Below are 19,406 nucleotides of genomic sequence, written 5' to 3' on the forward strand. Positions count from 1 at the left end.
GTGTTGCTGCTTGCAGAGTGCCTATTCGGATCGACCTTGGGGTCGTCGCGTTGATCGAGGACTCCGAACCTGTAGTCACGGCGGTCTTGTTGGCGCGTGGGCTCTGCGAGATCTACGACCGCATCGCCCAGGAAGGCGAGATCGTTCACCAAGGGGCTTCGATGCCACCGATCGCTCGAAGGGCGCTGGCCCGTCTGTCGCGGCATTGCCTAACCGAAGGAGTCGATGACTTGGGGTCGAGCATCCACCTGGTGATGGGGGCCGCGTCGCGGGCGATGGGGTTTTGGGGCATCCCCAGCTTCGCCGGAGACTTCAAGTACAGCGACGTGGAGTTGGTGGACGACGCCTCGGGCGTTCCGACCGCCGACTGCAGGGAACTGGCGCGGCTGGGCGGAAGCGAGATCGATGCCATCGAGGACATCCATCATGAGCAGTTGAGGGTCGCGGTCCAGAGCTACCCGGCTGCTCAGCGGAATCGGGCTTACACCTCCATCAGGGAATTCGTGGTGCGGCAGCCGGTTTGCAGTCTGGACGCCCTGCACAGGTTTATCACGAACGGTCACCTGCATGGCGCGCGCGCGATCGCTTCCCTTTACCGGCCAATTCCTCAGACTGCGATGGCAAATGGCTCCGCCCGGCTGTGCGGACGTTGCGGGTCTCTGCTCTGGCCGACCAGCGATCCCGCGTTCCCCAATGGACGATGCAGAGTGCGTCGGTGCGCCATCCGTGGGGAAACGATCGTGGGCTACGGCATCGCTGACCCTTCGTTGTTTCGGCTCGCCAAGGGTGCCGTTCTGGCCTTCTGGGTGGGACCCGGGCTCGACGAGGTGGCGTTGCATGACCACCTTGCTGGCCAAGGCCGATCCGTTTCCCTCTACCCCATGTCCGATGCTGCGGATGTCGGGCTCGACGGGCTGGAGGTTGGTCTAGACGTGAAAAACTATGCGAGCCCGCTCGTCCTCGGCGCTCGATTGTCAAGAGGCGTTGGGCGTCTCACTATCTTTGGTCGGAAGATCATCGTCGTCCCAGACTACAAGGTGCGGCTGAACCCCCGCTACATCGACGATCTCCGAGCATCATACGTAGGTGCAGAAGACTTGGAGTTCATGACGGTTGCCTCCGTCATCGCGGAATTCTCGGCATGAGGGCGCAGCCGAAGGACTTTGTGGGAGCCCTGGGGGCGCAATGGTTGTGCGCGGCCATGGACACCATCCTTGGGGCGAAGCATCTTCGCGATGCCCCAGCATTGATGTCGGGCTTCGGCTCGGTGCTGGACAGCGCAACGCTTAAGGGCTTCGCGGAAGCGGCCACGACCCTTCGTCTGCTCGGCGTCGTGGCTGCATCGGAGATCCAGCTGCGTCAGCTGGTCTACTCGGCGCTTAGCTGGGAGGAGGACCACCGCCACCTGCCGGATTACAGGGAGCCGCCGTACAGGATCGATGCATCAGATCCTCGGTTCCCATTTCGCAGGCGAGTCCCGGACGACGACCCAGAACTGGTCGCGATGATGGCGGCGCTCAAGAACCCTTTGGCGTTTAGATCATGGTCGCTCGCTTCGGCCGATCCGACTCGATCTATGATAGTCGAGGTGGGTCCCTCAGGATCGAGCGAGAGGATCTCCGTTGATCTCGAAAGCTTCCTTCCAGATGCTCCGCCGCGTTTCGATTTCACCAGGGAGCCGCGTGGTGCCATCGAAGTACCGGTATCTGAACTGATCCTCGTCGCCGAGGAACTCGACGAGATGGATCGGCGGCGGCCGGGGCGACCGCCCGGCAACTGGGCGGCCCGGATGCGCGAGGCGAATGGCGCTCTGAAGGTGGAGATGCTCTCACCCGATAGGGCCACTGGTCGCCTGGTCGCGAAGGACACCATTCGGCTAGACGGGCTGCGGCACCTGATCGGTCTCCCTGGCACTGGCAAAACCACGTTGATCGTGCTGTTGCTCATGTGGCTGAGCGCACGGGACTACCGCGTCGTCGTCCTGCTGCCATCTATTGAGACATCGTTGAACCTGCTTGGCGACCTGCGCAACTACGGCGCTGATGTCGGTTTGCTGATGGGCCAATCGCCGCAGACCCGCATAGACCACGCTCGAAAACTTGCCGATCGCATTGGCGCAACCGAGACCAAAGGGTTCGGCGCAACGGCGGAGGGCGCGGAATTGTTGGCACTGAACTGCGCCTTGGGCGGCTTCGAACAGGATGCTCAACCAGAACGCGAGTTTCCTCACCTGTCGCCCCCGTGCACGTCCGTGCTTCAGCGCTCGACCAAGGCGGATGGCTCGCTGCGACCAACTGAAACGGCCCATCTCTGTCCACTGTCGGCGCACTGCGGCCGCCTAAGAGCGCCGAGGGAACTTACCGATCACAACATCTGGTTGGGCCATGTACTGTCGATGGACACCCGGATCAGCCCGCACTTCAGCGATGATCGGATTCGACATTTCGAAGCGGTGGCCATGAATTCCGATCTGGTCATGGTTGATGAGGCGGACGGAGCGCAAGCCGTCCTCGACCGCAAGGCCGTGGCGTCGCTCGATCTGACCGGCAGCGAGTCCAGTTACGAGCACGCGCTCAATCGAGATCTCTTCGTTCCGCTGTCGACCGGGCGAACCGATGTAGCGGCAGGCAGCATCCAGCAGTACGGTCGAGCAGCGTCCGACTTCCGCAGCTTGAATCACAGCCTGGTCGGGCACCTTCAGAACCTGAGGCTCCGAAGCGGAGTGGAGACGCCGCTATCGCGGTTCGAGGATACCTTCGTCACCGGCAACAACATCCTCACGGCCATCTTCAGCCCAGAGGACATCTCCATCCTGTCGGGCCTCCAACGCGAGAGCGAAGAAAGGCGCTTCAACGCCATCCGGGCGTTCTGGGACGGCTGCATCCGCGCGGCCCTAATGCGCCGCACGGACGAGGACCAGGACGTCGACGGATACGGCTTCGATCCCGAGCGCATCGCCATCGACCTCGGCAGGAGCAAGGGCGAGGTGTCGGCGACCGCAACGGCCATAGCGGGGCTGACGCGCGACTGGATCTCGGAGCCGCTGGCTGCGCAGCGCGATCAGTACTTGGAGCAGGTGCGCAGCGAATTCTTCAAACTCGTCGAACCTGGCGCTCATCTGGGGCGTGACGAGGTCGTCGAGCTCTTCCGTTTTCTCGTCGGCGTGACCACCGTCGTCATGCAGTTTCTTGCGCTAATCCCTGCTCAGCAGGCCATGGTGGCCGAGGGCGTTCACAAGGAGCCGCTGTTCCAGCAAGGTATTTCGGAGGACCTCGGGCGGCTGGTTCCGGAGGCGCTGATCGGTCGGCTCTCCGGAGTCCGGTTCCGCTATGAGGACGAAGGCCTCCGGTCCAAGGTTCGCTTACAATACGTGTCGTTCCGCGGCGCTCCCAGGGTGCTGCTGTATCGTCTTGGCAGGTTGTTGAGGCATCAAGGCCGTGTAAGGGGCCCCAATGTCCTGCTTGCGAGTGCAACATCGTACTTGGCGGAGAGTCCAACTTTCCATATCCCCGTCGGGCCTGACATCGTCCTGCGTCGCACCGGGCGGGACGTGGGGTCGCGGCAGTCTAAGTACGTGTTCGCGCCGATACCAGACACATCGAACCCAAGCCGGATGCTGCGGTTCAGCGGCTCGTCGACCACCGAGCAAGACAGAGTGCTCAAGAAGATGGTCGAGCACTACTTCCTCGGCGAACACCCATTGGCGATGCAAATGGTGACCGACTTCGATCCTGGCCGCAAGGTCGGCATGGTGGTGAACAGCTATGAGCAGGTGATGAAGGTCAAGGCCCATATCAAGAGGATAAGGCCAGACCTGGCGGGGCGCGTGATCGGCGTGGCGAACAGGCCGCCCGATCAGAACGATGGGGATTGGATCAGTGCCGCACAGGTCGAGCGCCTGAGCGCTCGGGACAATTGGGACGTCCTCCTCTTCCCGATGAAGGCGCTGGCAAGAGGGGTGAACATCGTCTTCGAATCGGGGCCTAGGGTCCGCGATGCATTGCTCGGGACCCTAGTGTTCCTAATTCGTCCGCATCCGGCATCGGAGAGCCTGGACCTCGTCGCGGGCATTGCCGGTCAGCAGTCATTGGCATTCGACATGCGGCATTTCCGCGACGAGGAAGGATACGAGGACTTGGCGACCGCTTGGCGCCACGCGCGTCGCGAGCTTTCATCAGTCACACGACGCCTGTTGCGGTTCCCACTGCAGGCCAGCCGACTAGGCGAGCTCGCGATACCCTTCACGGCGGACATAATGGTCGACGTGCTCCAGACCATCGGCAGAGCGATGCGCAATGGAGCAGCCGCACGGGCGATCTTCGTGGACGCTGCATGGGCACCTCGCTCCGCGGCAGGTGCTCAGGACAACTTCCGGAGCAGCATGTTGGTGGCGATGCGGGACATCCTGCGCAATCGTATTCACGACGATGACGCCGTCGATGCCGAAATCTATGGGGCTCTCTACTCGCCCTTCTACGATCCGCTGTGTCGCTGCGCGGGCGTAGCATTCTCGGATGGACCACTAGATGAGTGACCGACTGCCAGACATCCTGTACCGCGGCGTGAAAGGCAGTCGGTCTGGAGGAAGGGAAACCGTCGTCTCTGCGCTGCAGTTCGACGGCGAGGCCGGCGATCCCGTGGAGGCTGAACGCGTCACGTGGACAACGCGCGCTGCGGCATTGATGAGGGAGCTCGGTCAGGCGGGTGATGCTTCCGAGAAGGAAGGGGGGCACGCGTTGCCATACGCTTCCCTGCGGGCGTCGATCGCGTCGCAGGTGCCAGAAGCATTGGTCCTGGAGCGCGACCTCGGTGCGCCTTGGTCAGACCAGCCGAGAGCATTGATGGATGTGCCGAGCAGCGGCGATCTCAAGGAAAGACTGGGAAGGGCGCTCACACTCTGGGTAGGGTCGGCATTGCGCCCATGGGCTACAAGAGTCGGTGCGCCCGAGCAGCTCGTGGACGCGATCGATGTCTTGGCCTCGAACGCCTTTTCCGGGCAACGCCGCTCGGTCGTTCTTGGAGGAGCTTTGACGTCCGACAGTTTCGTGGAGGCGCGGGATGCCATCATCCACACCTTCGCGCGTGGACTCGAAGGCAAAGTACTCTTCGAGGGCATGGGGCCGGTTCGGCGGATTGTTCGGGGTCGCAGTTCGTCCAATCAGATCGACTTCGTCACCTGGCCGAGGCGGCACGACGAAGCACTCTATTCGATGGTGGCCACGATCACGGTCGAGACCGTTCCGTTCTCCGAAAAGCCGATCGCCACAGTGCGCGCGTCCCGTCGGCGCTGGATGCAGGAGATTCCAACCGGTCGAGTCCTCATCGGTCAGAGCAACGTGAGCCTTACGCTCATGGCCCAGAACGGTGCGAAAGTGTGCTTGGAAGTACCAGCGCCGGTGCGATCGCAGCAGGTTCAAGACCCGATCTCGCCTGAATTCCTCGGGCACCTGCTCGGCATGGGCGCCGACATCGGCAGCAGCATGGCCGAGCAGGTGGAGAGGGGTGCCAGTTCTTCCCACTTCTTCGGCATCCCTTACTCGCCGCGTTTCGGTTCCCATCCCATCGGCGCGGGCGTTTCCACGAGAGATCAGACCGATCTCTTCGATGTCGTGCGGCAGATTATGGACGGCCTCGGATTCGTCGCGATACCGTTCGAGGAAACAACCACGACCAAGCAGGTGCCGAAGCGGGCCGAAGAACTCCACAAGGCATTGGAGACCGAGGCGCTGCTGTCCGACATCGCCGTTGCAGTAGGGCGAAACGATCTTGCGGACGATGCATCCATCCGAGCCGCGTGGGACTCCCTGGATCTTGGCGAGAATGGTCCGATCATAAGCGCCACGGCCGCGTCCAAGGCCCGCGAGAAGCTGCTGGAGGTCAGAACCGCCAACGCCCAACGGGTGTCCAGAGCTTTCGGTGAGAGGAAGCCATCGGTGGTGGCGATTGCTCGTAGCGAGAACGAGCGCCGCCTGCTCGAATCTGTCCTGCGAACCCTATTCGGGACAAGTATCGAGGTGAGCACTCGTCCGCTGCCCAGCGATGTGCACGGATCACGCGCGACCCTTCCGCTGTCCGAAGCGAAGAATGGTCAACGCTTCGAGGCTCGTGTCGCCGCATGGCGACCTCTTGCCGAGCTGCTTAACCAGATCGATGGCGGCTGTCACGCGCTGGTGCAGGCGACCGACTGGTATGATGGACGACCAGACGATCCAGTCAACAAGCCGGCCGGTCGGTACGCACTCGCCGCGGAGGCCAACGCGAACGTGCAATATCTGCGACCTAGGGCGTCGGGTCATAGAGGATTCGCGAACTACCTCCACCGGATACAAGCGGCGACGTACGATCTGATATTCGGTCATGCAGGACTGGTCTCCGATGTCGCGAACGTGGTCGCCGATGCGTTCCGGGACAGCACGGACGAGCCAACATCGTTGATCGGGATATCCGTCCTCACTCAGGCGCGCACCCGACTGGCAGGCAAGGGCGGCAAGCTCTGCATCGCGACCCGGGTCGATTGCCAGAACGGTCGGACCACGGCACGGGTGGGCTGGTACGACGGCGAGATGAAGTGGTCCGCGAGATGGGAGCCGCTGTTCAAAGCCTTGAAGCGGATCGCAAGCCCTTCGATCAAGGCGTCATTGGGGAGCGGCCTTGCGACCGAACGCGCCAGTTTCCAGGCGTTCGTGCGCGAGATCTTGGACGATTGCGTTGAAGTTGGCGACCGTCCCCTCGTCATGATCGACAGCACTGGGGCAGCCTCCCTGTGGCCCTGGCTTAGGGACGGTCAAATCTCCGGCGAGATCACTCTTGGTTCGGAACGCCTGGACGCCTCTCGTCGATGGCCCGGCGCCAGATTGGTTCGCGTGCGCTTGGGCAATGCGGCTCGGATCGCGGAGCGCAAGACCGCTGACTATGTCGCAGTTACCACCGACACGGGAGCCGAGACCGGTGAGATGCTCCGCCGGTACTGCCCCACCATAGTCGCGAGGACGGTCAAGCTCTCGTCGTCGCGCACTGGCGCTCATTACTGGGCGACAGCGGGATATTTCCAGATGTCGCTGCCAAGAGGACTGAGCGTCTATCGGCGTCTGGTCTCACTGGTTCACGTGGCCAAGGCGTTCAAGGACGCTCCTCAACCCATGGAGAAGCTCTTTGCGCCGGTCGAGATACCGATCTTTGACGTGAGCTACCGGCTCCCGAACCCGATCGAGATCACCGTCGCCAGCACACGGGAGGGGGACGATCCGGATCGCATTGCCCACCTCGTCGCCAGCCTCAGGTACGGCTATGGGCATACCGCGTCCGCCACGTCCTTGCCCGCCCCACTATCGTTCGAGTCCAAGGCGCGAGATTACATGACGCGCTTCGCCCTTGATCTGACTCCGGAGGAGGACGACGAGGCCGCCGAAGTCGGGCAAGGACCAGCGGTCGACGACGGCACGTATGCCGACGACGGCGCGCCGGATGATGCCGGTGCTGGCGGTGGGGCATCCGACAAGCAGGCCTGGGACGGCATACTTGCTAGTAAACCGGGGGTGACGGTCCTCAATGCTCCGCTATGGCCTAGGGACGCCGGCGCGCCCATCTTCAAGCACAGCGATGGGTCTGAGACCGCTGTGCACATGTTTCATCAAGCGCCGAAGGTGGATAGGGAGCGGCGAAACGACGACGGCGATGAAGAAGCGCCTACTTGGTCGGAACTTGCGGGAGTCATCCGTCTCCCGGACTTCGTGACCGAGGAATGGCTCTCCGAGTTTGTGCAGATTCCGAATGCACAGCTCAGGGCCATTCATCAGTCTCGATTGGAACTGGCGACATTGACCGGCTTCGATGGCTGGCCGGACCTCCGGCCCGACCAGAACGACTTCGTGCCGATCCTGTTAAATGGACTGAGGTATCCACGATTCGCCGCCGCGATCTGTCAGATCGCCAAACGAAGCATGGCTTCGAACAAGGCTAAGCAGTGGAGCCCCTTCAACCCTCTCTGGCGCCAAGCGATCACGGCGGCGAAATCCACGGTCCGGTCCGATGCGTCCCTCTCCAGACCCGACACCTTCTGGAATTTCCTCGATATCCTGTTGAAGGGCAACGCGGTCCGACTCGCCAAGGCTCAAGTCGTGCTTGGCGCCTATGAGCACCCGTTCGACGCAGCGATCATCGGCACGATCAAGAACGATGGGCGGCTCGGGGACGTTCGCGAGTTCGCGACCGACGCCGCCGAGCACCTTTTTCGTTCCGACTACGAATGGTCTGGCGACATTCGGCGCTTCCCACCCAAGCCGACTGGCGTGGGTGAGGTGCAACCCACTCAAGCCGAGTTCGCCGAACCCGAAGGGCCATCCATCAACACGGCCCGTCAAACCCAAACGGAGCGTGTCCCCATGATTGGCACCAATGCAGTTGGCCATTCAGCACCTGCCCTGGACATGGGAACGGAAATTGACATGGCGTCCGACGCACCCGATGAGACGACGTCGATCGACGGTGAAGCCGCTTGGCGCAGCGCCATGGGCAGCATCCTACGATTTGCGGACCTCGACGCGGGGCCTGACGAAGGCGTCCTAGCCAAGATCGAGGAGCAGCTCGAAGCCGCGCGGCAGGCGCTTGTTCGATACGATGCGTCCAAAAAGAAGGCTGTGTCCGCTCAAGCCTTGTTGGAACGGTCCCAAGCGATACTCGAACACGCCAAGGCAGTTCTAGTCGATGCCGGGGTCGAGAACGAGGATTTCGGTAGCGTTCCGACCGGATCCTTCAGCGCGACGATCGATCTCGAAGCAGCGGCCTCGATCGAAGAGACGCTTGCGTCGGCGGAGGAAATTGGGAGCCTTGCGCGGGAGAAGATCGACAAGGCGCAACGCATCCTCCGGCAGATGTTGATGACTCGACTGGACGAAGCCTCCGCTCTGAGGATACAAGCGATCGAAGCAGGTCGCAGCGTGATCGCCTCCGCGATCGAGGTGCTGCAGCGATTGGCGCCGGTCCCGCCGCCCCCCGGGGACAGGCAGTTCGAGGCTTCGGGTGATGCAGCCGAACCGCCCGCGTTGGACGAGCCGCCTTCTCTCTCAGCGGACGCGACGGAAGCCGACGAGACCTTCTCGACACCGCTGGACGATGTCGGCGAAATCTCTTCGAAGCGCGATTGGGATTCCTCCTATGAGCTGGATGAATTCCCGCCCGTCCAGGATGCCGATCTCGTCCTCGATCGGTTCGCAACCGAGCCGGACGAGATCGAAGATGCATTGGCGTCCGGTCCGGATCCGATGGTGGCGAAGCTCGAAGAGCGATTCGAGGAATTCGTCGTCACACAGAGGTTCGGGCTTGCATTCCACTTGTCCGAGGCGGCGCGTCGAGCTGGCCTGCACCAGGATTTCGCCGTTTCCCTGCCGGAATTGAAGCTTGCTGCCTTCGCGGGCCGCTTCAACCACGCTGCCCACCAGGGCAGCTCCGTGGTCCACGACCTGATGACCGAGGCCGCGCTGGTGTTCGAGAGCCTCGATGACGAGCAATCAACGACCACGGCAAGGCGGATCATGGGACTGGCTTCGCTCGCACCATTCGCGATCTTCCATGGCGAGTCCGACGCCAAGGCCGCCCTTGAATCCCTGCGTCAGGTGGGGCCGGGCCTTGGGAAAGCAGTCCATGGGCTGAGGGAGGCCTTGGCAGCTCCGCTCAGATCCGGGATCTCGCTCACTCCTTCCCTGCTTCGGCTGGCGCGCGAGGATGCACAGGACGACGAGTACACGCGCATCCTTGCTGACAAGATCAAGCATGCCTTGGAGGAATTCGGGGCCAAGCGCTACAAGTTCCAGTTGGGGAACAAGCTTCGTGGTGCCCTTACCAACCGTGATGGCGCCTTAGGCAACCTTGGGGAGCGGGTCGAACGAGGCGGGCAGTCGGCGTTGGACGCCGCCCGAAAGTTCGCTGCCCAGTACAACGACCGTAGCTCTGTCATCCACCTCCTCGAGGAGACGGAGAAGCGGGTCGCAACATACAAGCTCACAGGCATCGATGGCATCGCAAGAGAGAAGCTCGTCGGTCTCATCCAGTCGCTGGCGCAACTCTGCGCGGAATACGTCGATTCCGCCGACGCTGCGCCAGTGATGAAAGGCATGAGGGCCAATATTCAGAAGGCGAGGTCCGGCATCACCGACGCGGTCGATACCCTGGATGGCGCGCTCGCGCAGTTTCCAGCGGCCACCGCGCTGGAGGCATCCGCCGTCAAGTTCGCACGAGAAGCCTTCGACAGCTTCAAAAAAACGCTGAACGGCGGGGAATCTACCCCTAGCCCAGTCGATCATCTGGTTGCTCTGCATGGGCAGCTCCTATGGGTATCGGCGCTCAACTTCGGCCGCGGTTGGTATCCGGCGCCGTACGCGCCAGAAACGGTCACGAGCGCGCTCGTCGGAGCGGGCTCGGACCAAATCCATGGCGCCGCCGATGGGGCTGCCTTCGATACCGCGATCCGGAAGCGACTGGCTGTCGGATCGCACATCGCAGCGTCGATGATGATCGAAATGGCGGTATCGTTCGGGGTTGCCGACTTCGATCCCGAAGGCCTGTCCGAACTTCGCCTTGCAGATGAGGAGACGAAGAGGGATTCGCTCGAGGCGGATCTTCGTGACGCAAGGTTGATGGTCGACCGCGTCCAACGAATGGGAGGTGTCGGTTCCATCGACGAAGCGCAGTCGCTTCTCTCCCTGCTGGATCGAATCGAACCCAGGGCATTGCCCGAGATCGTGCCCTTGGAGGCACGAACGGAAGCAACGGAGGAGGACGAGCAGATACTCGACTTCAGGGCGGCGTACGGGTTAGTCGCGGACGTCAGGAGCAAGGTCGACGTCCTTCTCACCCGTCCCCGCGAACAGCTGCTGGCTAGACTGGGGGTGTTGGAGTCCAGGAGGACGGCCGCTGCTGGTGATCTGGATACGGTGCGTGGATTGGTGCAACGCGACGATCTCTTGACGGCGACCGAATACGTAGAGTTCCTCGAGAACGGTCGCGGGCTGCCTGAGACCACCTCGCCCAACCCTCGATACAGAGCGTACTTCCCGAAGGTGCCCGATGCGTTGGCGGAGATGTCTCGCACCGAGCAGGATCGCATACTTTCAGTGATCGAAGGGGGCGGCGAGTTCGCCGGTCTGAACTTCGGACGGATCGCTGCGGATCGTCGCGCTGATGTGGTGAACGTGCTGGAGGAGTGGAACGAGCTCAAGCGAGCGGTCGCCTCGTTGCGACAAGAAGCAGACGTCGCAGGCCGCCTCGTGCGGTTGCTCGAAGGCTTTGGACTGAATGTCGTGCTGCGGTCACCGAATCCGCGCGGCAATCGCAAGTTCTACACCATGGACATGCACGTGGACCTGTTGCCGGACAGCGCCTCGGTACTTCTTCCAGACTTCGGCAGTCTTACGGGGGGAGAGTATCGCTTCTGCATCGGCCCCAAGATGCCCACCGATAGCGAGGTTGCCGGCATCGAGGCCGATGCAGGAGCCCTCCGGCTAGTCTTCGTCGTGATCGATGTGGTTCCGTCCGAGCGCCGGCGGCAGCAGCACCTGTCCAGTCTCGAGAAATCAAGGCGGTTGCTCGCGATCGACGAGTCCATCGTCTATTTCACGCTCTCCGAGCCCGAATCGCGCGGACTGACCTTGTTCGAATTGGCTCAGCCCTTCTCCTTCGCGGATCCTTACCGCGACTATGGCAATCAGGCCGTGCCGAGAGAGATGTTCTTCGGGCGCGCCGAGGAGCGCAGAAAGCTTCTTGAGCCCCATGGCAGTTGCATCGTCTACGGCGGGCGACGCCTGGGCAAGACCGCGCTCCTACGTCATCTGCAATCCCAGGAGGATGACCCCGGAGCCGGCACAGCGGTGGCGTACGTGAACATCAACGACATCGGGACCAATGCTGGCGAAGAGCAGATATGGGAATCGATGTCCCGCGAGCTGAAGCCGATCTTCTCGAAACCGGTCGAGCAGAGCGATCGGTTCAGCGAGACGATACGGCGCTGGCTGGCGGGGGACAGCAAGCGGCGGGTGCTGGTGCTCCTGGACGAGTCCGATAGGTTTATCCAGGCCGATGCAACCAAGGATTTTGTCCAGTTCATTCGTCTGCAAAGGCTAATGGACGATACGAACCGACGGTTCAAGTTCGTGCTCGCGGGTCTGCACAACGTGACGCGGCTCGTGCACACCGAGAACCCGCCCCTCAAGCATATCGCATCCGATCCCCAGCGTATCGGGCCGCTCATGGACGACGAGCTCGGGGATGCCGAGGCATTGGTCAAGCGCCCACTCGCGGGCATGGGTTATGAGTTCGAGAACCGTGAGGACGTCTGGCGCATCCTCAGCTACTGCAACTACTACCCGGTCCTGGTGCAGAAATTCTGCGAGGGCCTGGTTCGGGAACTGGTCAAGGAAACGTTGAAGAAGCGACGGCCCATAACCGGGATCACGTCGGACCACGTTCGCCTGGCGCTGGAAAACGAGACGATAGCGAAGGAGATCGGCGAGACCTTCGATTTCACGATCAGCAAGATCGAGGACCGGTACTCCCTCATCGCGAACATCGTCGCCGAGCGAGCCCTGCGCGATGCCGCGGACGGCCGAGTGGGTGAAGGCATGACCGCAGTGGAGGTCCGCGACGCCGCCGCGTCCTGGTGGCCAGCGGCCTTCGGGGAGGCCAATCGCCTCTCGGTGGCAGAGGATCTGCTTGACGAGATGGAGGGATTGGGAGTGCTGCGTCGCGTGCAGCCCGATCGCTGGGCGCTTCGTTCGCCGACGATCCTCCGGCTCCTTGGCAACGACGACAAGATCGCGGCCAAGCTCGGCGAATTCATGGATCGCAATGCCCCACCGGTCTTCGACCCGCGGTCGATGCGCCGAAAGCTTAAAGCAAATGCGGCCATGCGCATACAGGAGGGCGGGATCAGTCCGCTCACCTTGGGTCAGGAGCACGACATGCTGCGGGACAGGGCTCCTGCCACACTGATCTTCGGCAATGCGCTCTCCGACATCGGGATGGTCACAGGCGCCCTCTCCTCCGCCTCGAGCTCCCGGGAGGACAAGCGCGGTACCGGGCACGTCACGGCCCGGTCGTTCCAGTCGATGGATGCCATGCTCAAGGACCTCAAGGGGCCGTTGCCCGGAGAGCCCGCTGCGCTTCTCGTCGTTCATGACGCCAGTCCATGGAACGCCGCGTGGGTCGAGGGGGCACTCCGCGCCAGATCGGTCCGCGAGGGGAAGGTTCGATTGATCTTCGTGGGGCAACCGGAACACGCCCTGGATTGGGTCCGCGACCCGAGCAGCAAAGCACTGTCCAAGGAGGTGAAGATCGTGCCCTTGCAGACCTGGTCCACAACTCTAGCGGACCATTTCCTGCATCAGGAGCATCTCGATCCGATGCACTTCAGGGCTTCGTTGCAGGCCGCAACCGGCGGATTCAACCGGCTGATGCAGCAATTGTTCACCACGGGAGGAACTGTGAACGCCAAATCCCTAGCGACGAGGCTCGAGAATACGGCAGTTCGACGTCGCCGCGATCCAGCGTTGCCGGGCGAACTGGGCCTGGCAGGGGCGATGTACGACATATTCAAGGCCGTAGCGGTATACACGGAGGGCGATATCACCGCCTATGAGATAGGTGAGGGACCGGTTGCGGAGCTTGGTGCCAACCTCGCGGGGCAGCAGGTCGTCGATTTCGGAGTGATGATGGGTCTGCTCGAGGCACAGGGAGCAGGGTCGGCTCGCGACGAGGACAGCCGGCCGTACCGTTTGAACGCGCTCGCCAGATCGTTGCTCGGGGCCGGAGGTTCGTAGTGACCATCGACTGGGGCAGCGTGGACTGGTGGGATCTACCAGGACCATCAGCGTTTCTAGGACGTGCCGTCGACCGGCTGGCTTCCGACGACGGCGGCTTGATCGGGCTCTCCTTCCCAACACGACGGCCAACCGGCCTGATCCTAGCCCTCGTATCCGCTTTGGAGCAGGGGCGAGGGCTTCGTGCAATCCTGGTAGACGCCCGGAACGCGAGCGGCGCCCGATCGCCTGCTCACGCCTTGGCCGCAGCTGCTGGGGCGCCACCCGGAAGCATCCGATCCACCAATGACTTCATCGAGTCGGCCGCCCTTGCTAACGCCGTGTTCCTCATCGACGAGCTGGGTGTCGAGCAGTGGAACCAGTGGAGCCTCTTCTTCCGCACCTTCCGCAATGAGCGAACCCGGTCCGGAAGGATCTCGGCCCCCAGCCTGGGGGTGCTTACACCGCTGGCTCTCCCTCTCGATGAGGTCGAAGCGGTTTTTGGTTCATCCGAGGTGAAATGGCGAGACGTTGTCTCCCGAGCGGATATGCACCTCTTCGTCGAGTCGCGGCTCGGACGGTCCGGTCGTCTCGCGGAGCGGGCAGCCGTAGCGACTGTCGCGGAAGTCGCATGCTGGGACCCTGGGATTGCGCTTCAACTCACTGAACACCCTATAGGGGACCAGATCGACCCGCGTCAGCTCCTCAGCGCACTGGAACTCAAGCTTGGAACGCCCTCTTGGTCGAACGGGCTCGTCGACCTGATGGACGGAGCCCCGCACATGCACACTCTGGCGCTCCTGGGCTCCAGGGAGCTCTTGGCACGACGGGTATGGCGGGCACACGTCGCGACCATCTTCCCCGCGATTGAACAGATCCGCCAGGCGTTCGTGGAAAGGTACTTCGGCAAGCTCACCTCGATCCTGCCCGTCACCAAGACCTTCCAGAACAACACGGAGCGAACGTACCACCATCCCCTCGAGCTTGAGATCAATGACGTCTTCTATCATCTGAAGGATGAGATCCCGCCGCTCGAAGCGAACCTTCTCCGAGACCTCAAGACGCTGAGGACATCGATGGCACATATGGAGCCCGGCGACGCTTCGCTCATCGTCAGGGCATCCAGGAGCTGGCAGATGATGCTTGGGGATACCGAGGGCTTCGCCGGCGGCGTCGGTTGGGATTGGCCGCGCTGCGGTCAACGCCTCGTCCTGCTGGTCGGTCCGTCCGGGGCGGGCAAGAGCTCCTATGCCGCGGCCAACTACTCGACCGAGCTGGTGATATCCGCCGATGCGATCCGCGAAGAGCTCTATGGCAGCCACAATATGACCGGAGGCCAGGAGTCCGTGTTCAACACGGTGCGGCAACGTGCAAGACTTGCACTCGCCGCAGGGAACAGCGTGGTGATCGACGCCACCAACCTCAGACGCAACGACCGTCTACTCAACGCCACCTTGGTCCCGGCCGACATCGCCGTCGACTACGTGCTCATCGATCGCCCGATTGCGGAGAAGCTGCGCGATGGCGGTTGGCGTCTGGAAAAGAAAGGCCTCATCGAGGGCCACACCAACCTCCTGCTCGGAGAACTTGGTGACATCCTGGCGGGTGATGGCCTGCCGAATGTGACCGTTCTCGATCGACGAACCTAATTCTGTCCAGACGCGCTAAATCCGTCCAGACGCGGATGCCAGCAGTGGCGAAGAGCTCGACTGCCAATGGGTTGGATCGATAGCCAGGCTGGGTTGCTTGCCAGCCAAGAACGCCTTGCTGAGTGGCTCGAGGGCCAGCGACGCCCAGAGCTGGTATTTGCCGAGGTCGTCCGCCGCCTTCCTGGTCAAGACTTGCAGCTCGATTGACGCACTTTCGACGGCCATGTCGCTCGAGAGTAGGGTCGATCAACGGCAGACCCAGTGGAGCATTCCAGGTTATGATCGAACGGGCAGGCGTACCCTGGAACCTTTGCGCTATTCGCAGGTCAGATGGGGACTATCGCGAAACGTGAGGTGCTTCCGCGTACAGGAACACCGGCACAGGACGTGTGGGATCTAAAATTGCTTTTTTGGTAGCTCGGTCCTTCGGGCCTCGTGGCGGAGGGCCGAGTTGGGAGCCTCTGAGAAACAAGTGATCCGAGCGTGATCCGGGCCGAGGTCGAGGGCCGCCCTGACTATGAGAGAGGAGCGCTGGTGATACCGACATCGTAAAACTCCGCACGCTTTTGGGCCGCCATCACATAATCCTTGTTGAGCAAAACAATATGCTGGGCGCGTGGCTTCTCATTCTCCGGATCACGAAGCAAGCCAAGTCTTTTTAAGACGTAAAACAACATCGCTAAGCGAACCGACAGGCCGGCTTTGCCACCTTGCATGCCGTAGTCTTTCGCGACCACAGCCTTCTGGCTTTCGGTCAGCTGCGGATGCGGCGTGATCTCCACTGTAACGTGCTCTTGCCACAGAACGTCGTCTTGCCCACTCGCTCCGCTTGGTCCGGGGGACCGCACGTCAAGAATGCGCGGCAGCAGGAAGTCTTTGAATTTTTCATCGATATGGCAGTAGGCACGCGCGTGCCAACGAAACCCGTCATAACCGAAGGCATGGGGAGACATCCGCCGCCATACCGGATCGGTCCGGATGTCGCTCATGGATTGGTAAAGTACCTCTATCGATTTTCCCCCGCGCATGGCATCGAGCACAGCGCGCAACCCAATGGGCTCGACCTCCCGGTGCGGAGTGAGGGCTATGTCCGTATCTGGGCGGTAGCCGATCCATGATTCCGCTGGCTTCGCCAATCCCTCCGCAAGCGAGCGCAGGCGCGACAGATAAGCATCCGAATCGGGTTGCAAAAACTTCGGCTTGAAATTGAGCGACGCGACATAGCGCTTGGCGCTCTTGTCGTAGTCCACATTTCCCGGCGCCCGTTCTTGATAGAGCGTCAAGTCCTTGGACGCCTGCGGCACCGACACGCCGAACATATCGATGATGTCCTTCCGGCGGACGCCGCCCTCCCAGAACAGGCGGAATTCTATGAATTCCAGCCTTTGTTCGACGCCCCACCGGATGCCGGTCACTTCATTATTCATTGCAAGCCTCGCCGATGGGGATAGAAACTATATTGACAGCCAAACACGATCCGTATAGTAACTTAACCCAAGCATAAAGAATCGTCAATTAAGAGGAGTGCGTAGCATGAGCCGCGACCACGTAAGTCACGCGGACCTGGTTCGTTTTGCCGACGAACGGGTGAACCTTAAGCGCGATGATGCGGCGGATTTGCGCGCTCAGGCGAACCGGTTGCGGGACCGCCTGGAGACTTATCTGGCAGACCACCCTGACTTTGCACTGCGCAAGATGATGCTGTCCGGAAGCCTCGCCAAGGGCACGGCGCTGAAGTCGATCAGCGATATCGACGTGGGCTGCTACGTTTCTTCCGACTCGGCCCCGGACAAAATCTCAGACCTGATCGACTGGCTGGCAAAGAAGCTTGAAACGGCGTTCCCGAACTTCAGACCCGAGCAGATCAAGCGCAAGACCTATTCCGTCGGGGTCCATTTCATCACCACCGGCAACGAAGTTGACATCGTCCCCATTCTCTATGCGGGCGATCCGCAGTGGCGCGGCGACCTTGTTTCGCAGGACACGGGCGAAAAGCTGATGACGAGCGTGCCGATGCACCTCGAATTCATCCGCAAACGCAAATCCGCCAACGACAAGCATTTCGCGCAGGTCGTGCGGTTCGTGAAGTTTTGGAGCCAGCTTATCAAGCAGCAGGACGAAAATTTCCGGTTCAAGTCCTTCATGATCGAGCTGATCGTCGCCTATCTCGCCGACCGCGGCCTTGCGTTGAACGACTATCCGTCGGCGCTGGGGAAGGTCTTCGCCTTCATAGCCAACGGCGACTTCGAAACGGCCATCGCCTTCTCCGATTACTACAACCCGGCAATTTGCGCGGCGACGGGCGCGCCCGTCCGAATCTGGGACCCTGTCAACAACAAGAACAACGTCAGCGCCCTCTACACTCAGCAGAACAAGGAGAAGATCGTCGAAGCCGCTCTTGATGCGGGTGACGCGATCGACTCGGCGCTGCGCGCGATCACCAAGGGCGAGACCGTGCGCTACTGGCAGAAGATTTTTGGCCCGACGTTCAATGTGTGAGGCAGTATGAGCTCCTATTCCATCACCGATACCGAAGCCTTCACGATCGCCCATGCCCGGCGGATCGCATCGAAGGTTGCCACCGACCTGCTGCGGTTCCAGTCGCTGTATAACGGCGTGCCGTCGACGGCCTTGATCGACAACTACGAGAAGGAGATCGTCGAGTATCTCCGGCACGACGTCGTCGAGTCCGTGACATACGGCTTCAAGCGTGACGGCAAGTGGACCGAGGCCGCCGTGCGCTATCGCGCACTGGCTGGCGGCATCCTTGTCTCCGACGATGATCCGGGCAAGATCAGACCGCGTCTTGACGTCGCCGGCGGCACCTTCACGTCCTTCCTCGTCCACAACAGCAACTGGTCGAACAAGACCGCCGCCGAACGTCAGGCGATCGAGAACGCCTGCCCCTTTCAGCGGTCGTCGGGCACTGAGCCGCCGCTCGAATCGGGTTATTGGACCGACGATCTCAACTACATTGCCGGCGGTCGTGGCCTCGGCCGCAGCACAGTGAGGAAGATATGAGCGACGCCATTTCAATTGACGACCTTTTCGACCGCCGTCTCGATTTCCCCGACATGGGGGCCGCGCGGCGGCTTGCCCGGCTTGTCGGCATAGATGAAGCGAAGACGCGCCTCGCCAAGGTTCTCGGCGTTCTCGTCAATCCTGCCGGGCCGCGCGAGTGGGCCGAAAAGCACCATAAGGGCGCGTCCGTCGCGCTCGACTATCTGGAGCGGCGCCCGCCACTTGTCATTCTGGCCGGCGACGTGGGAACGGGAAAAACAGCGCTCTCTGAAACCGTCGGCGACGCGGTCGCACGACAGGAGAAGATCGGCGTCACGCTCTACCCCTTGTCCCTTGCAACGAGGGGCAGCGGCAAAGTGGGCGAAATGACGAAGCTGCTGTCGGCGGCTTTCGATGCCACGCTCCTTGCGGCGGAAAAACTCAAGCGTTCGTCCGGGAAGGCATCGGGCGGGATCATCTTTCTGGTCGATGAGGCCGATGCCGTTACGCAGAGCCGTGAAAGCGCCCAGATGCACCACGAGGACCGGGCGGGCGTTAACGCGTTTATCCGCGGCGTGGACCGGCTTGCCGAGAAGCAGTTGCCGGTGGCCGTCGTTCTTTGCACCAACCGTTTGTCGGCCATTGACCCGGCCGTGCAGCGGCGCGCTGCGGAGATTTTCGATTTCGACAGGCCCGGCGACAAGCAGCGCCGCGCCGTCATCGAAGACCCGTTGACAGAGCTGGGTTTCAACAAGGCGCAGATCGATCAGATCGTGAAGCTGACCGGCGGCGAAAAAGACACCGTTGGTTACACATTCTCCGACCTGACGCAGCGCCTGCTGCCCACACTCATACTCGATGCCTATCCCGACCGGCCTGTCCGGTTCGAGCGAGCCCTTGAGATCATGCAGGCCATGAAGGCCACGCCGCGCTTCCGCGACGGCAAGACGACGTGACCGCAGCTTTTACG

Annotated in this window: 8 protein-coding genes; 7 read left to right on the plus strand and 1 reads right to left on the minus strand. The window is 61.8% G+C overall.

The annotated features are described in order from the left end of the window. The first annotated feature begins 50 nt into the window (after positions 1–50). From NKI31_RS20165 to NKI31_RS20180, 4 genes are read left to right on the plus strand one after another with little or no spacing between them, the layout of a single operon-like run. Entirely contained in the window at positions 51–1,145 is a 1,095-nt protein-coding gene (locus NKI31_RS20165) for a restriction endonuclease-related protein (RefSeq protein ID WP_352652402.1), read from the plus strand. Next, positions 1,142–4,534, plus strand: coding sequence for a hypothetical protein (locus NKI31_RS20170; RefSeq protein WP_352652403.1), 3,393 nt, complete (start codon positions 1,142–1,144; stop codon positions 4,532–4,534). Before NKI31_RS20165 ends, NKI31_RS20170 begins: the two co-directional genes overlap by 4 nt. Next, positions 4,527–13,808 carry an RNaseH domain-containing protein gene (locus NKI31_RS20175; RefSeq protein ID WP_352652404.1) on the plus strand — a complete coding sequence of 3,094 codons (9,282 nt, stop codon included), beginning with the start codon at positions 4,527–4,529 and terminating at the stop codon, positions 13,806–13,808. Before NKI31_RS20170 ends, NKI31_RS20175 begins: the two co-directional genes overlap by 8 nt. Next, entirely contained in the window at positions 13,808–15,436 is a 1,629-nt protein-coding gene (locus tag NKI31_RS20180; protein WP_352652405.1) for an AAA family ATPase, read from the plus strand. Before NKI31_RS20175 ends, NKI31_RS20180 begins: the two co-directional genes overlap by 1 nt. A gap of 515 nt (positions 15,437–15,951) precedes the next feature. Here the strand turns inward: NKI31_RS20180 and NKI31_RS20185 are convergent. After that, the gene (locus NKI31_RS20185; protein ID WP_023806710.1) at positions 15,952–16,863 is read right to left on the minus strand and encodes a BrxR family helix-turn-helix transcriptional regulator; all 912 of its coding nucleotides are present in this window, start codon (positions 16,861–16,863) and stop codon (positions 15,952–15,954) included. A 106-nt stretch (positions 16,864–16,969) separates the two neighbouring features. Here NKI31_RS20185 and NKI31_RS20190 point away from each other — a divergent pair, with 106 nt between their 5' ends. The 3 genes from NKI31_RS20190 to NKI31_RS20200 are packed head-to-tail and all read left to right on the plus strand — an operon-like array spanning position 16,970 to position 19,392. Next, positions 16,970–17,935, plus strand: a complete 966-nt coding sequence (locus NKI31_RS20190) for a CBASS oligonucleotide cyclase (protein ID WP_023806711.1) — start codon at positions 16,970–16,972, stop codon at positions 17,933–17,935. A gap of 6 nt (positions 17,936–17,941) precedes the next feature. Beyond that, positions 17,942–18,457, plus strand: coding sequence for an HORMA-1 domain-containing protein (locus NKI31_RS20195; RefSeq protein ID WP_023806712.1), 516 nt, complete (start codon positions 17,942–17,944; stop codon positions 18,455–18,457). Next, a complete protein-coding gene (locus NKI31_RS20200; RefSeq protein WP_023806713.1) occupies positions 18,454–19,392 on the plus strand; it encodes an AAA family ATPase in 939 nt (312 codons plus the stop codon). The genes NKI31_RS20195 and NKI31_RS20200 overlap by 4 nt, the downstream gene beginning before the upstream one ends. Positions 19,393–19,406: the final 14 nt, after the last annotated feature.

The organism is Mesorhizobium sp. M0659 (genome assembly GCF_040320605.1).
In the GTDB taxonomy this organism is placed as follows: Bacteria; Pseudomonadota; Alphaproteobacteria; order Rhizobiales; family Rhizobiaceae; genus Mesorhizobium.